This is a genomic window from Actinoplanes sp. NPDC019969, from assembly GCF_055562375.1.
On the sequence record NZ_JBVHFK010000008.1, the window covers coordinates 165,014 to 178,706 of the forward strand.

The 13,693-nt window shown below is 71.8% G+C and carries 16 protein-coding genes; 3 read left to right on the forward strand and 13 right to left on the reverse strand.

The genetic code is table 11. The features are described from left to right. Positions 1-34 precede the first annotated feature (34 nt). Positions 35-1,117 carry a protein-L-isoaspartate O-methyltransferase family protein gene (locus tag ACZ3II_RS24355; RefSeq protein ID WP_465520020.1) on the forward strand — a complete coding sequence of 361 codons (1,083 nt, stop codon included), beginning with the start codon at positions 35-37 and terminating at the stop codon, positions 1,115-1,117. Positions 1,118-1,174: 57 nt separating this feature from the next. Here ACZ3II_RS24355 and ACZ3II_RS24360 read toward each other — a convergent pair whose 3' ends face one another. From ACZ3II_RS24360 to ACZ3II_RS24370, 3 genes are all read right to left on the reverse strand, one after another. After that, complete coding sequence (locus ACZ3II_RS24360; RefSeq protein WP_465520021.1) at positions 1,175-1,816, reverse strand: response regulator; 642 nt, start codon at positions 1,814-1,816, stop codon at positions 1,175-1,177. Next, positions 1,813-3,093, reverse strand: coding sequence for a sensor histidine kinase (locus tag ACZ3II_RS24365; protein ID WP_465520022.1), 1,281 nt, complete (start codon positions 3,091-3,093; stop codon positions 1,813-1,815). Before ACZ3II_RS24365 ends, ACZ3II_RS24360 begins: the two co-directional genes overlap by 4 nt. Positions 3,094-3,185: 92 nt before the next feature. Beyond that, positions 3,186-4,769: a phospholipase D family protein gene (locus ACZ3II_RS24370; RefSeq protein WP_465520266.1), complete on the reverse strand. Its 1,584-nt coding sequence runs from the start codon at positions 4,767-4,769 to the stop codon at positions 3,186-3,188. 98 nt (positions 4,770-4,867) lie between these two features. Here ACZ3II_RS24370 and ACZ3II_RS24375 point away from each other — a divergent pair, with 98 nt between their 5' ends. Further along, positions 4,868-4,993 carry a hypothetical protein gene (locus ACZ3II_RS24375; RefSeq protein ID WP_465520023.1) on the forward strand — a complete coding sequence of 42 codons (126 nt, stop codon included), beginning with the start codon at positions 4,868-4,870 and terminating at the stop codon, positions 4,991-4,993. 18 nt (positions 4,994-5,011) lie between these two features. On the opposite strand, the gene ACZ3II_RS24380 is transcribed toward ACZ3II_RS24375, so the two are convergent. The 5 genes from ACZ3II_RS24380 to ACZ3II_RS24400 form a co-directional block, all read right to left on the reverse strand. Next, entirely contained in the window at positions 5,012-6,085 is a 1,074-nt protein-coding gene (locus ACZ3II_RS24380) for a hypothetical protein (protein WP_465520024.1), read from the reverse strand. After that, on the reverse strand, positions 6,082-6,513 hold the full coding sequence (locus ACZ3II_RS24385) for a hypothetical protein (RefSeq protein WP_465520025.1): 432 nt from the start codon (positions 6,511-6,513) through the stop codon (positions 6,082-6,084). The genes ACZ3II_RS24380 and ACZ3II_RS24385 overlap by 4 nt, the downstream gene beginning before the upstream one ends. A gap of 40 nt (positions 6,514-6,553) precedes the next feature. Next, on the reverse strand, positions 6,554-7,750 hold the full coding sequence (locus ACZ3II_RS24390) for an aminopeptidase (RefSeq protein ID WP_465520026.1): 1,197 nt from the start codon (positions 7,748-7,750) through the stop codon (positions 6,554-6,556). Between the two features lie 14 nt (positions 7,751-7,764). After that, complete coding sequence (locus ACZ3II_RS24395; RefSeq protein WP_465520027.1) at positions 7,765-8,715, reverse strand: pirin family protein; 951 nt, start codon at positions 8,713-8,715, stop codon at positions 7,765-7,767. A gap of 106 nt (positions 8,716-8,821) precedes the next feature. Then, positions 8,822-9,262 carry a MarR family winged helix-turn-helix transcriptional regulator gene (locus tag ACZ3II_RS24400; protein ID WP_465520028.1) on the reverse strand — a complete coding sequence of 147 codons (441 nt, stop codon included), beginning with the start codon at positions 9,260-9,262 and terminating at the stop codon, positions 8,822-8,824. A 57-nt stretch (positions 9,263-9,319) separates the two neighbouring features. On the opposite strand from ACZ3II_RS24400, the gene ACZ3II_RS24405 reads away from it, so the two are divergent. Further along, positions 9,320-9,787 (forward strand): GNAT family N-acetyltransferase, encoded by a 468-nt coding sequence (locus tag ACZ3II_RS24405; protein ID WP_465520029.1) that lies wholly within the window; start codon positions 9,320-9,322, stop codon positions 9,785-9,787. Between the two features lie 242 nt (positions 9,788-10,029). Here ACZ3II_RS24405 and ACZ3II_RS24410 read toward each other — a convergent pair whose 3' ends face one another. The 5 genes from ACZ3II_RS24410 to ACZ3II_RS24430 form a co-directional block, all read right to left on the reverse strand. Beyond that, positions 10,030-10,683 carry a Clp protease N-terminal domain-containing protein gene (locus ACZ3II_RS24410; RefSeq protein WP_465520030.1) on the reverse strand — a complete coding sequence of 218 codons (654 nt, stop codon included), beginning with the start codon at positions 10,681-10,683 and terminating at the stop codon, positions 10,030-10,032. Between the two features lies 1 nt (position 10,684). Continuing rightward, positions 10,685-10,921 carry a helix-turn-helix domain-containing protein gene (locus ACZ3II_RS24415; RefSeq protein ID WP_465520031.1) on the reverse strand — a complete coding sequence of 79 codons (237 nt, stop codon included), beginning with the start codon at positions 10,919-10,921 and terminating at the stop codon, positions 10,685-10,687. A gap of 100 nt (positions 10,922-11,021) precedes the next feature. Further along, positions 11,022-11,225 (reverse strand): DUF3072 domain-containing protein, encoded by a 204-nt coding sequence (locus ACZ3II_RS24420; RefSeq protein WP_465520032.1) that lies wholly within the window; start codon positions 11,223-11,225, stop codon positions 11,022-11,024. Between the two features lie 368 nt (positions 11,226-11,593). Further along, complete coding sequence (locus ACZ3II_RS24425; protein ID WP_465520033.1) at positions 11,594-12,370, reverse strand: VOC family protein; 777 nt, start codon at positions 12,368-12,370, stop codon at positions 11,594-11,596. 84 nt (positions 12,371-12,454) lie between these two features. After that, a complete protein-coding gene (locus ACZ3II_RS24430; RefSeq protein ID WP_465520034.1) occupies positions 12,455-13,693 on the reverse strand; it encodes a cation:proton antiporter in 1,239 nt (412 codons plus the stop codon).

Consider the following 13,693-nt stretch of genomic DNA (forward strand, 5'->3'; position numbering starts at 1 on the left):
CCGTAAGGGCCGGGTGTTCCGTACCGTGTCGACTATGGAAGATGCCCGCCGGCGCTACCTCGACCTGATCCGGTCCGACGGCGCCCCGCTGTCCCCGGCGCTGGCCGAGGCGTTCGCCACGGTGCCCCGCGAGGTGTTCGTGGCCGACGGCTTCCATCGCCGCGACGGCCGCCGGGTCCTGCCCGCGGACCCGGAGTACCTGCCCACGGTCTACAGCGACGACGTGCTCGTCACGAAGATGGACGGCGCCGTCCCGGTCAGCTCGTCCAGCCAGCCGTCGCTGATGGCCGCCATGATCGAGGCGCTCGGCGTGCGGCCCGGCATGCGGGTGCTGGAGATCGGCGCGGGCACCGGCTACAACGCCGCGCTTCTCGCCTCGCTCGGCGCGGTGGTGACCACGGTGGACGTTCAGCCGGACGTCGCGGCACGCGCCCGGTCCGCGCTGGCCAGGGCGGGCATTGCGGGGGTACGGGTGGAAGCCGCCGACGGATACACCGGCGGCCCGGCCGAGCGTTACGACCGGATCATCGTGACCGTCGGCGTCGCCGGTGTCTCCCCGCACTGGCTGGACCGGCTCGAACCGGACGGCCGCGCCATCGTCCCCGTCGAGCACGCCGGCGTGCATCCGGTCCTCGACGTGCGCCCGAACCCGCTCGCCGCCCGGGTCGTCTGTTCCGCCGGTTTCATGAGCGCCGCCGGCCCGCTCACCGCCCGGCACCCGCGTAGCCATCCGGAGCCGGCCGCCGCTCTCGGGGACCTCGCCGAGACGTCGCCGGCCCGCTGGCGGCCCCCGCTGAACGCCCAGGCGTACCGCGATCTCTGGTACGCCGCCGGGGTCTGGCACCACCGGGTCAGCCACGCCTCGATCGCCGGCCGGGACCTGAGTTACCTGGCGGTCCTCGACGAGTCGGGCACGTCCGGCGCGGTCGTCCTGGCCGACGGCGCGATCCTCGCCTCCGGCCTGTCCGCCGACCGTTACACGGCGGTCGGCACGGCCCTCGCGGACCGGTGGTGGTCGCTGGGCCGCCCGCCGATGACCGCCTGGCACGTCTCCCTGTCCCTCACCGGCGACCCCGCCACCCCGATCTGGGCCCCCTCCTCCTGGACCCTGGATTGACCCTCTTCCTCCGGCTGGTCGTCAGGGCTGTCTCCGCGCCGCTGCCGGGGGTCGCCCTCAGCCGGCGCGGAGGTAGGTGAGGACGGCGAGGACCCGGCGGTTGGTGTCGTCGGTCGGGGGCAGGCCCAGTTTGGCCAGGATGTTGCCGACGTGCTTGCCGACGGCCGGCTCGCTGATGAACAGGTCCGCCGCGATCGCCGAGTTGGACCGGCCCTCGGCGATCAGGGCGAGCACCTCCCGCTCCCGCCCGGAGAGCCCGGCCAGTGGGTCCTGCGGCCGGCTGATCAGGCGGCGGACCACGTCCGGGTCGACGACGGTGCCGCCGCCGATCACGCTGCGCAGCGCGGCCACGAACTCCGTGATGTCGGCGACCCGGTCCTTGAGCAGATAGCCGACGCCGTCGCCGGTGGCGATCAGATCGGCGGCGTAGTCCTGCTGCACGTACTGGCTGAGCACGACGACGGGCAGGCCGGGGTGGTCGTGGCGCAGGCGGACCGCCGCCCGGAGCCCTTCGTCCTGGAAGGACGGCGGCATCTTGATGTCGGTGATCACCAGCTCCGGCCGGTGCTCCTTCACCGCGGTCATCAGCTCGGCCGCGTCCCCGACCGCGTCCACCACCTCGAACCCGAACCGGACCAGCACCCCCACCAGCCCCTCCCGGAGCAGCACGCCGTCCTCGGCGAGCACCACCCGGGTCACAGCTCGACCCGCAGCAGGGTCGGGCCGCCGGCCGGGCTGGCCAGCAGCAGCCGGCCGCCGGCGGCGCCGATGCGGTCGGCGAGGCCGGTCAGGCCGGTGCCGTGGGCCGGGTCGGCGCCGCCACGGCCGTCGTCCTGGATCTCCAGGACGACGCCGTCGCCGGTGGGGGCCAGCCGGATCGAGGCCGAGCTGGCGCGGGCGTGCTTGGCGACGTTCGTCAACGCCTCGGCGGCCACGAAGTAGGCGGTCGTCTCGATCCGCTCGGGCAGCCGGTCGTGGACGGCGGACGCGTCGACCGACACCGGGACCGGCGAGGTCGCCGCCAGGTCCCGCAGCGCGGCGGGCAGGCCGAGATCGGTCAGGGTCTGCGGGCGGATGCCGTGCACCAGGTCGCGCAGCACCACCATCAGCTCCTTGGCCTGCTGGTGCGCCTGCTTCAGCGGGCCGGCGGCCGGCGAGTCCTCCGGCACGTCCAGCCGGGCCATCCCGAGCTGCAGGGTCAGGCTGGTCAGCCGGTGCTGGGCGCCGTCGTGCAGGTCACGCTCGATCCGGCGGCGTTCGGCCTCGAACGCGTCGGCCAGCCGGGCCCGGGACTGCGCCACCTCGGTGAACCGGTCCCGCAGGCCGTCGCTGTCGCCGAGCAGCCGCCGGGCCAGCGCGTCGTGCGCCGCGGCGATCAGGCCGGCCAGGTAGAGGAAGGCGGGAATCAGGACGATGCCGAGCAGGCAGAGCGGAATCGAGCCGGGCCCGCCGTTGATCACGATGTCGCCCAGCGACCACTGGGAGAGCCCGGGGCTCAGCAGCAGCATCAGTTCCAGGAGGACCAGCAGGCCGCCGGCGAGGTACAGCGGCGGCACCAGCACGGCCAGCAGGAACGCGTAGAGGACGGCCCGCCAGGTGGACTCCTCCCGGTAGCGGGCGGCGACCCGGGCGGCAGTGCCGGTGGCCGTGGCGTGCCGGGGCGCCGCGAGCGGGCGGAGGTCGATCAACCGGAGCCGTTGCCGTTCCAGCGCGGCCAGCGGGAGCGCCACCACCGGCCCGCCGGCGATCAGCAGGACCGTCGTGAGCGCCATCACGACGAAGACGGCGAGGGACGGTTGCCGCCCGTCGCCGATGCTCTGGGCGGCCACCACCCACGGGATGATCAGCAACCAGAAGCAGAACGCGATCGGCGCGGCTATCAGCGCCGTGGCGGTCAGGAACAGGGCCGACCGGTAGGGCCAGGACGACAGCAGATAGCGGCGGTCTCGGAGGGTCTTTCCAACGTGGTCGGTCACCGGGACACGGTAACCAGCGGCGGCGGCCCGTTCCCAGCCATTCAGCTACCGCTTCACAGGTATACCCAGCCATACCTCCGGCGCGCCGGTGATCACCAGGTGCCGGCCCGGCGCTCCCGCCAGGGACGGCCGTCCGGGTCGTAGACCAGGCGATACGCGGGGATCGCCCAGAGTCGCTGGTACCAGGGGAGACGCTCGGTCTCGTGCGGGACCAGGCGGCCCGGCGGCCGGGGCCTACGACGCCCGCCGTCGACCCAGGCTTTCAGCCGATCGGCTGACGAGGTCACCGCCTCGATCGCGGACGCCGGATCGATCAGGTCCGCGTCGTCGCCGTCGGCGCGGTCCAGGTGCTCACGCATCAGCGCCAGCCGCAGTTCGCGGGCGAACCTGCGGGCGCCGTCACCGAGCCCGGCCGGGTCGGCGGGCTCACGCTCGTCCCGGGTCTCGTCGAGGACCGCGCAGGACAGCTCGCTGTCGTGGGTCCACGAGCGACGGTTGAAGTTGTCGCTGCCCACACTGCACCACACGTCGTCGGCCACACACACCTTGGCGTGCACGTAGATCGGCGTGCCCGCGTGGTTCTCCAGGTCGAAGACGTGCACCCGGTCGCCCGCGGCCTGCCGGCACAGCTCGACGGCCTGTTCCCGGCCGACCAGGTTGGGTGGCAGCGCGAACCCGCCGTCCACGTCCGGGCACCGGGGGACGACGGCGATCAGGTGCAGCTCCGGGTTGTCGTGCAGCGTCTCGGCGAACAGCTGGGCGACCTCCTTCGACCACAGGTACTGGTCCTCCAGGTAGATCAGCCGCCGGGCCCGCTTGATCGCCTTGGTGTAGCCGCGGGCCACGCTGCGCTCGCCGAGCTTCGCGAACCCGTACGCCGGGCGCATCGCCGGATAGGTCCGCAGCACCTGGACGGTCTGCGAGCCGCACTCCGGCGGGTCCGGCGGCTGCGGCGGGAGACGGTCCGGCCGCATGTCCTCGTGGCGCAGCATGTCGGTGACGGTCGAGACGGGTCCGTGCTGGTCGAGCGGAGCGGGGTCGGTCCACCGCTCCCGGAACGACAGGTCGAGCGCGCCGACGACCGGGCCGCGCAGAGCCAGCTGGATGTCGTGCCAGGGCGGGTTCGGCCCGTACGCCGAGGACATCCGCACCGCCTGCGGATCGCCGTGGTGATCCGCGTCGTCGCGGCGGCTGTGGCACAGGTCGATGCCACCGGCGAAGGCGATGTCGCGTTCCGGGTGGTTCGGATGCCGCAGCACGACCAGCTTCTGATGGTGTGATCCGCCGCGACGGACCCGCTGGTCGAGCAGCACCTCACCGCCCGATGCCTCGATGTCGTCGCTGAGGGTGCGGTTCTCCTCCTCGCTGTAGGCGAGCTTGTCCATATGGGACCGCCAGAGCAGGCCCTTCACCACGACCCCGCGTTTGGCCGCGTCGGCGAACAGCTCGGCCACCGTCTGCCCGCCGTCGCTGGTCCGCTCGTCCGGGTCGCCGCGCCAGTCGGTGAAGAAGAGGTGGTCGCCGGCCTCCAGCGACTCGACCTCGGCCACCAACCGATCGAAGTAATTCTGCCCGTGAATAAGTGGTTCGACCGTGTTTCCGGTGTTCCATGTGGGTATGGAGGTGTCCGGGTTGCCGCGTTCGGCACTGGTGAGAAGCCATTCCTGCGGCGGCACTGCAGCCCCTTCGAGGTCGACGACGCCCTCACCGTAAGCCTCCTGACCGTCGCCCGCATCCGGAGCGGTCATCCTCGACCCCACGGAGGAACGCACAGATGAGCAGTGAGCCCTTCACCACGACGCCGGTCACCGAATCCGCCGACACTGCTGAGAAGGGCCTGCTCATCGCGGTCCTGATGCTCGTCCTGCTGGGTACCGCCGCGATGCTGATGATGTCCTGACCGACCGCGCGGGGTGGCTCAGCGCTGCGGCGCCGGGCCACCCTCGTTGATCCGATCGAGGAAGGCGAGCCACCGGTCCGCCGGCGGAGCAACAAGCGGACCCGATTGAGGTACGGGCGGAGGCGGCGGAACCTCGGCGAGGGCCGGGCCCGGGGCCATCAGAGTCGCCCAGAGCGCCGCTATCTCCTGTTGGTCGAGGCTCGGGTTGAGCGCGGACGCCATCTGCGCGAAGAACGGGTCGACAGCCCGCGGCGCCTCCGGAGCCGGCGGCGGCGCGAGCACCTGCCCGACCTCAGCCAGTTCCGGCGCTCGATCCTCTGGCGCGGGTGCCGGACCCTCCGTCACGGGCGCCGCCACCTGGGGTGCTTCCGGCGTCGGAATGTCCGGCATCGTCCGTTCCCGCGCCGGTGGAGCGAGCGGCTCCGGGTCCTTCGCCCGAACCGGCGACACGCCTCCGCCCGAGTGCGCCCCACCGCCTCCGCCCGAGTGCGAACCGCCGCCGCCTCCCACATGCGAACCCCCACCTCCGGAGGGCGGCGGGGAGGCGGGCTTGGGCGCCGGCTTCGGTTCGCCGCCACCCGCCGGCTTCTTCGCCGCCGACGGCAGACAGGAGCTGATCACGGTACGGGTCTCGTCGTCCAGCTGCTGCGCCTTCACCCGCAGGTCGCGCAGCTGCGCGGAGTAGTCCCTCGCCCACCCCTTGACCCGCTCCGCCAGCATCGGGTCCGGAAGGCCGGGGCCGGTGTACCGCGCGGTCCCGCTCTGCAGATCGACCGAGATGTTCCGCCCGGCGCACTCGTCGATGATCGCCCCGAGCATCCCCTGCAGCCGCACCACCGAGTCGGCGTGGGTCCGCAGCGCCCCGCTGATCTTCCGGCACGGCTCGTACGCGGCGTTCATCTCGCCGCGCAGCGCCACCGCCTGTTTCTCGGCGTTCGTCCCGGTCGGCCACACCGTCGGCAGGGGCCGCGACTCGGCGGTGAACTCGTCGAGCCGCGCGTCCACCGCCGACGCGATGTTCCCCCAGGCGTCGGCGGCTCTCGTGAACGCACCCGCGTCGGTGTCCCGCAGCACGCGGAGGGTGATGCTCACGATCCGGCCGGCCCGGGCGCCGGCGACGGGGTGGACGACGGCGCCGGGGCGGGCGGGGCGGTTCGCGGGGCATCGGGCGACGGCGTGGGCGTGCCCGCCGGGGACGGGGACATCACCGGGCGCGACCCGGCCGACGGCACCTGGTTGTGGTGCTGCGACGCCAGATCCGCCGCCTGGAAGTCGTTCGCCGAGGCGACCAGGTCGTCACCGAACGCCCGGACCCGCTGGGACACCCCGTTCAGGTGCGCCGACCAGCCGGCCGAGGCCTCGACGAGCGCCGCCCCGGCACCCCAGGTCGCGGCCGTCCCGGCCACCGTGAGACGGCCGAGTTCCTGCTTGACCGAGTCGTCGACGCAGGTCACCGGTGTCGCGATGGCGGTGCCGGTCGTGCGTAGCCCCTCGATGTCGACGTGCAGATGCGGTTGCAACGCCCGGCTCCCCCCGTACGTGGACTGCTGCCCGGAGAGACTAGAGCACCCACGCATCGTCGCGGATGATGTCGACGGCGCCCTTCGGGCCGGTGCCGGTCACCGTGATGCCCTCGCCGCCGATCACCACGTCGGTGTGCACCGCCGACTGGTTGAGGCCGATCGCCTCCCGCTCGGCGGCGGTCTTCTCGAGCCCGCCGGGCACCACGAACGGGAAACTGGCGCCCCACGCGACGTGACAGGCGGCGTTCTCGTCGAAGAGCATGTTGTGGAAGACGATCCCGGCCTTGGCGATCCGGCTCTCCTTGTCCACCAGGGACACCTCGCCGAGGTAACGCGCGCCGGGGTCGGTCGCCAGCTGCGCCTCGACGATGTCGGCGCCGGACTCGGCGGACACCGCGACGATCCGCCCGCCGGAGAACTCCAGCCGCAGGCCGAGGACCAGCCTGCCGTTGAGCACCAGCGGTTTCGTCACCTGGATCACGCCTTCGGCGGTCCGCCGGTCGGGGCTGGTGAAGACCTCCTCGGTCGGGATGTTCGGCAGGTACGCCACACCGGCGGCGTCGACGGTCCCGCCTCCGGTCCAGCGGGAACCGGGGATCAAGCCGACGGTCAGATCGGTGCCACTTCCCACGTACCGCAGCGAAGTGAGCTCCAGCGCGTCGAGCGCGGCCCCGCGCTCCGCAAGCGTCGCCGAACGCCGCCGCCACTCGTCCGCCGGATCGGCGGAGTCCAGGCGCATCGCCGTGCCGACCGCCTCCCACAGCCGCTCGGTGTCCGGCTCGCCGAACACCTGCCGGGCCCAGCCGGGATTGGGCGCGCCCGCCACGGTCCACCGCAACCGGCCCAGCGTCGTCTCGCGCATCAGCCGGGTCTCCTCGGCCGGGAAGGCCGCCGCCTTCACCGGGTCGGCGCCGTCGAGCACGTGCGGATCCGGGTCGCCGAGCAGGGTGATCGTGGCGATGCCCTGCTCGGACCACTCGCGGATGCGCTGCAGCGCCCAGCCCCGGCTGGCGGTCAGCGTCTCCAGGGCGGCGTGGTCGACGGCGGAGCGGCGGATCCGCCCGTCCGACCAGAGCGGCTCCACCCAGGCGGCGCCGGCGGCATAGGCGGCCTCGACCACCGCGCGGGCGATCTCCAGGTGGGCGGTGTCGGTACGCAGGACGACGCCCTGGCCGGGCTGGACGTTGACGCCCGCCCGGACCACGACGTCGGCGAATTCCCGGATCCGATCCATACCGGCCAGGGTAGTCAATCGGTGTGCGGCACGCGGGACGCCGGAATCACCCCGAGGCGGCCCTTCTGGTAGTCCTCGAAGGCCTGCTTCAGCTCGTCGCGGGTGTTCATCACGAACGGGCCGTAGTGCGCGATCGGCTCCCGGATCGGCTGCCCACCCATGATGAACAGGTCCAGCTCGGTCTTCGCCTCCACCCGGATCGCCTCGCCGGGACCGTGGGTGGCGAGCTGGCCCAGCGTGATCGGGCGCATCCCGGTGCCGACCCAGCCGTCGCCGGAGAGCGCGTAGACCAGCGCGTTGTAGTCGGTCTGCCAGGGCAGGTCGAGCCGCGCGCCGGGCTGCAGGGTGACGTGCGCCAGGTTGATCGGGGTGAACGTCGAGCCGGGCCCGCTGTGCCCGGCGACGGTGCCGGCGATCACCCGGATCAGCGCGCCACCGTCCGGAGTGGTCAGCAGGGCCGCCGCCTTGCCCCGGATGTCCTGGTACTTCGGGTCGATCATCTTGGCGGCCCGGGGCAGGTTGACCCACAGCTGCAGCCCGTGGAACAGGCCACCGCTCATCACCAGGTGCTCCGGCGGGGCCTCCAGGTGCAGGATGCCGGAGCCGGCCGTCATCCACTGGGTGTCGCTGTTGCTGATCGAGCCGCCGCCGCCCAGCGAGTCCTGGTGGTCCATGATCCCGTCGATCATGTAGGTCACGGTCTCGAACCCGCGGTGCGGATGCCACGGGGTGCCCTTGGGCTCGCCCGGCCCGTAGTCGACCGAGCCCATCTGGTCCAGGTGGATGAACGGGTCGAGCTCGGTCAGCGGGACCCCGGCGAAGGCCCGGCGCACCGGGAACCCCTCGCCCTCGTATCCCTTCGGCGCGGTGGTGAGCCGCTTGACGTCCCGGAACTCGGTCATGACCGGGTCCAGCTCGGGGAGACGGGGGAGAACGAGGACGTCATCAACGGTGATCGCAGGCATTTCGAGCCCTCCTGACTTCGTTGGCTCGACTCTAGCTACTTCAAATCTGAAATACTAGGGTCGAGCTTCAAATCTGAAGAATGTGATCGGGGTCATCGAGCGTGGGTCACGCTCTCCTGATCTTGGCGAAGACGCGGCCGATGACGGCCAGCTCCTCGTCGTCGAGATGATCGATGAAGCTCCGGCGAACGGTCTCCAGATGGGCCGGCGCCGCGTCCCGCAGCGCGGCCAGGCCGTCCGGGGTGAGCACGGCCTCCTGCCCGCGGCCGTCGTCGGAGCAGCTCTCCTTGCGCACCAGCCCTCGCTTGGTCATGGAGGAGATCTGGTAGGTGATCCGGCTCGGCGACAGCACCAGGCGGCTGGCCAGCTCGCCCATCCGGATCCGCTGCCCCGGCGCCTCGGTGAGCGCGATCAGGACGTGATAGTCGTTCATGCTCAGGCCGGTGGCGGCGCGCAACTCGTCCTCGAGGCGGGTGTGCAGGGCCCACGAGCTCTCGATGAAGGTGCGCCAGTGCGCCAGTTGCGTCGCGGTCAGCGGTTCGGCCATGCCCCGAACCATACTCATTCAAATCTTAAAGACCAATGACTTGCTTAGGGTACGGGTGTGCAGACCCGCCGAGCCGTACCCGCCGACGCCACCGAACTCGTCCGCCTCCGCGCCGTGATGCTGCGGACCGTGGGCGGCAACCAGGACTGGAACGACGACTGGCGTGAACCGGCCCACGCCTCCCTGACCCGCCGCCTCGGCGCCACCGAACCCACCCTCGCCGCGTACGTCGTCGACCGCCCCGGCGAGCCCGGCCTGGCCGCCTGCGCGGCCGGCCTCATCGAGGAACGCCTCGGCAACCCGTTCAACCCCGAGGGCCGCGTCGGTTACCTCTTCAACGTCGTCACCGACGCGGACATGCGCCGCCGCGGGTACTCCCGCGCCTGCGTGGAGGCCCTCCTGCAGTGGTTCCGCGACCAGGGCGTCCGCGCCGCCGACCTGCGGGCCTCGCCCGACGGGGAGCCTCTCTACGCTTCGCTCGGTTTCGTCCGCACCAGCGACCCCGCGATGCGGCTGCGCCTCTGAAACCCCTCCCGGGGTATGCCCGCGTGTGTATTTCGGCCGTCATATGCGCCTGTAATACACACGCGAGTTTCGGCGGCTGGTCGTCAGGGCTGTCTCGCGGACCGTGAGGCAGCCCTGACGACCAGCCGGGGGTGTCAGGTGGTGGGCGCCCTTCAGTCGGCGGGCATCCTTCAGGCGGCGGGCGCCCTTCAGGCGGCGGGCGCCCTTCAGGCGGCGGGCGCCCTTCAGGCGGCGGGGGCCCTTCAGGCGGCGGGCGCCCGGAGGGAGCGGGTGAGGTCGTCGCGGAGCGCGTCGAAGTCGACCCCGCGCTCGGCGAGGATGAGCGCGGCCAGGCCCTGCCCCTCGCGCAGGATGCCCAGAAGGATGTGCTCGGGCGCGATGAAGTTCTGCTTGAGCCGGATGGCCTCCCGCAGCGACAGCTCGAGCGCCTTCTTGTTCCGCGCCGAGAACGGGACGTGCCCGGACGTCGCCGGGGAGAACCGCCCGAGGATGCCCTTCTTCTTCGGCGCCGGGCGGGTCAGCTGAAGGGCGCCGGTGCCGAAGTTCTCCTCGATCGCGGCGCGCACCGCTTCCAGGTCGATGCCGATCGACTTGAGGGCGGCCGCGTCCTCCGCGTCCCGGTCGAGGATCGCCTTCGCCTCGCTCCGGTCCCCGGCGTGCCGGACGATCGCCGCGCGGACGTACTCCCGGTCGACGCCTGCCGCCCGCAGCACCCGGGCGGCCCCGTTGACGACGTGGTGGCCCTCGGACGTGCCCGTCCCGCCCGCCGGCGCGTCGACGGTGACCAGCGCGAGCAGGGTGTGCTCGGTGCCGATCGGCCGGTGGCCGAGCTCGCGGGCCTGCGTCTGGGCCTCGATCACGACGGCGCGGGCAGCCTTGGTGAATCGCTCGAACATCTCAGTCCTCCCGTGGATCCGGCATCGGCAGCAGGCGGGCGTGCTTCTTGTGCACGCCCTGTCGGGTCACCTCGAGCGCGTCGGCGATCTCCTGCCAGGACCAGCCCTTGGCCCGGGCGTTCGCCACCTGCAGCCGCTCCAGCCCTTCGAGCAGTCGTCGCAGCGCCACCACCGCGCGCAACCCGACCCGGGGGTCGGCGCTGCCCGCGGCGGCGGCGAGGTCGGTAGCTTCCGTCATAGCGTCAACCTATGTTGACACATCCAGGCTGTCAACCTCGGTTGACGGAAAGGGTGTGAAAAGGGCCGGCCCTCGGGCCGGCCCTGGAGACTCGGTGCGGTCAGGCGCCGCGGCCGGTCTTCTCCTGCAATTCGTCGATCTTGCGGGAGGCGTCGGCCTTGGTGAGGCCGTCCGGAACCTCTTCGTGCGCCTCGGAGGCGAGGGTGTTCAGGTAGGACTCCTGAGCCCCGGTCGCCGGCTGGTCCCCGGTGGTCCAGTCGTCCGGGTCCTTGATGGTGTTGCCGGCGTTCGTCTGGTCGGCCATGACGGCGTCCTTCCTTCGACATCTCGAACGCCTGTGCCATTACCCGTCCCGGCCCCGTCCATGCCCCCCACCGCGATCATCCCCAGCCGTCGCCCACTCATGTCACCCGCCCGGCGTAACCGTCCGGCGCGACGGCTCACGCCCCGCTCCCACCGCGCCGGCCGTCGCCGAGCCCTGTTTCGCGCACGCCGTAACCGGCGTGCGCGACGGCTCGCGGTCGGCTCGCGGTCGGCTCGCGGTCGTGAGCCGTTGCTGAGGCCTGTTTTGCGGGCGTCTTGACCGGCGTGGGCGACGGCTGGCGATGGGGCCGGAACGCGGAGAGGCCGACCCCGGAGGGTCGGCCTCTTCCACGTACTGAACAGTCTCGGTCAGTCCCAGGCGGGCAGGGTGCCCAGCGAGACGGTCAGCTCGACCGGGTGGTGCACCGGCGCCGCCACCGTGAACCGGGCGCCGAACGGGTCCCGCAGCTCGGCGACGGCGGCCATCCCGAACTCCGACGGCTCGGTGATGACCGCGCCGCCCATCAGCTCGCAGTGGTCCGCTGCCGCCTGGATGTCCTCGACCTGGAACGCGGCACGCCACCAGGCGCCGCGGTATCCGGGGGCGAGACCGGCGACGGCGTCGTGGGCCTGGTTGAGCCACTCGCCCGAGCCGAACTGCTGGTTGAGCAGCCAGCCGAACGCGGAGCCGTAGAAGCGGGCCGCCCCGTCCGGGTCGTCGGTGATCAGTTCCGGCCACGACATCGTGCCCGGTTCGCCGCCGGCCTGTGCGCCGGCGAAGTCGTATCCCTGCCAGAGGCCGATGATCGCGCCGTTCGGGTCGGCGACGATCGCGCGCCGGCCGCCGTGCGCCTCCTCCGGGTGGCTCAGGCAGTGCCCGCCGGAGAGGGCGACCTGTTCGAGCGTCTCCTCGAGGTCGGGTGTGCTCAGGTGGGTGAGCCAGCCGTCCGGCCGGTCGAGCCGGCTGCGGGTGAGTCCGGCCACAGCTCGTCCTCCGAGCTTGAACCGATCACCCGCTGACTCCCAGCCGAACAACTCTCCGTAGAACTGTGCCGCGCGTGCGGGGTCCGCACTCGCCAGTTCCACCCAGCAAGGTGTCAAGGGTGCATAGCCTCTGATCCGCATGAGCCGCTCCATGGTGGACATCCCCAGTTGCCTCGGTACTCTACGGCACTGATAACGCTTCGTCACCACCGACCGGTTCATTGTCCGGTTTAGAACAGAATAAAACTACTCTTTGTAAGCGGCTGAGTGATCCAGGTGACGCATCACCGGCGTCGCCGCTACTCCGTGCAGCACCACGGACACGACGACGACGAACGCCGCCGTCGCCCATACGAGACCCTCGTCGGGGAAATCGGCATGTGTGACTGCATACGCTAGGTAATAGAAGGTGCCGATGCCACGGATACCGAACGTGGCGATCACCCAGTGTTCCGACGTACGTCCCGGAGCCCCGCGCAGCGCCGCGAAGGCCACCAGTGGACGGATCACGAAGATCAGCGTGAGACCGGCCAGGGCGGCCTGCCACGTCAGCGGCGCCAGCAGGCCGCCGACCACCGCGCCGCCGAGGAGCAGCAGCAACAGCACGGTCAGCAGCCGCTCCACCTGCTCGGCGAAATCGTGCAGCACCTGGTGGTACTCATGGGACCGCTCCGCCGCACGGATCGCCCGCGCCGCCACGAACACCGCGAGAAAACCGTAACCCCCGAGGACCTCGACCATGCCGTACGCCAGGAAGGTGGCCGCCAGCGCGAGGAACCCCTCGGAGTGGTGCGCCAGCCGCAACGCGTCCCGTTTGGCCCGGAAGAACAGCTTGCCCAGCAGTTTCCCGATCAGCAGGCCACCGGCGAACCCGATCGCGATCTTGTAGATGACGTCCTCGAGCACCCACGTGCCGAACCATCCGGCGGGGTCGAGCCCGTACGCCGCAATCGCGATCGCCGCGTAGACGAACGGGAACGCCAGCCCGTCGTTCAGCCCCGCCTCGGAGGTGAGCGCGAACCGTACCTCGTCCTCCGAGTCCTCCTCACCGGTCGGCTCGCCCACCTGCACATCCGAGGCCAGCACCGGATCGGTCGGCGCCATCGCCGCGCCCAGCAGCAGCGCCGACGCCGGCACCAGACCGGCCCACCACCAGCCGAGCAGCGCCATCGCCGCGATCGTGACCGGCATCGCGACGATCAGCAGCCGGCCGGTCGAGGCCCAGCGGCGCCGGCCGAACGGACGGTCGATCTTGAGACCGGCGCCCATCAGCGCGACGATCACGCCGACCTCGGTGAGATGCTCGGTCAGTTTCGGGTGGGCCAGCGGATCGGCTTCCGGCAGGCCCAGCGGCAGGCCGAAAACGATCAGGCCCAGCGCCAGGAACGCCATCGGCATCGACAGCGGCCGCCGCTCCAGCACGCGCGGCAGGATGCCGGCCAGCAGCGCGGCGGCGCCGAACAGGGCATACAGCACATCGGACAC

What these genes read in the sequence shown, in the direction of transcription:
- ACZ3II_RS24420 (WP_465520032.1), bottom strand. Translation starts at nt 11,225, where the DNA reads ATGGCCGACCAGACGAACGCCGGCAACACCATCAAGGACCCGGACGAC.
- ACZ3II_RS24415 (WP_465520031.1), bottom strand. Translation starts at nt 10,921, where the DNA reads ATGACGGAAGCTACCGACCTCGCCGCCGCCGCGGGCAGCGCCGACCCC.
- ACZ3II_RS24400 (WP_465520028.1), bottom strand. Translation starts at nt 9,262, where the DNA reads ATGGCCGAACCGCTGACCGCGACGCAACTGGCGCACTGGCGCACCTTC.
- ACZ3II_RS24390 (WP_465520026.1), bottom strand. Translation starts at nt 7,750, where the DNA reads ATGGATCGGATCCGGGAATTCGCCGACGTCGTGGTCCGGGCGGGCGTC.
- ACZ3II_RS24410 (WP_465520030.1), bottom strand. Translation starts at nt 10,683, where the DNA reads ATGTTCGAGCGATTCACCAAGGCTGCCCGCGCCGTCGTGATCGAGGCC.
- ACZ3II_RS24355 (WP_465520020.1), top strand. Translation starts at nt 35, where the DNA reads ATGGAAGATGCCCGCCGGCGCTACCTCGACCTGATCCGGTCCGACGGC.
- ACZ3II_RS24375 (WP_465520023.1), top strand. Translation starts at nt 4,868, where the DNA reads ATGAGCAGTGAGCCCTTCACCACGACGCCGGTCACCGAATCCGCCGAC.
- ACZ3II_RS24425 (WP_465520033.1), bottom strand. Translation starts at nt 12,370, where the DNA reads ATGTCCACCATGGAGCGGCTCATGCGGATCAGAGGCTATGCACCCTTG.
- ACZ3II_RS24395 (WP_465520027.1), bottom strand. Translation starts at nt 8,715, where the DNA reads ATGCCTGCGATCACCGTTGATGACGTCCTCGTTCTCCCCCGTCTCCCC.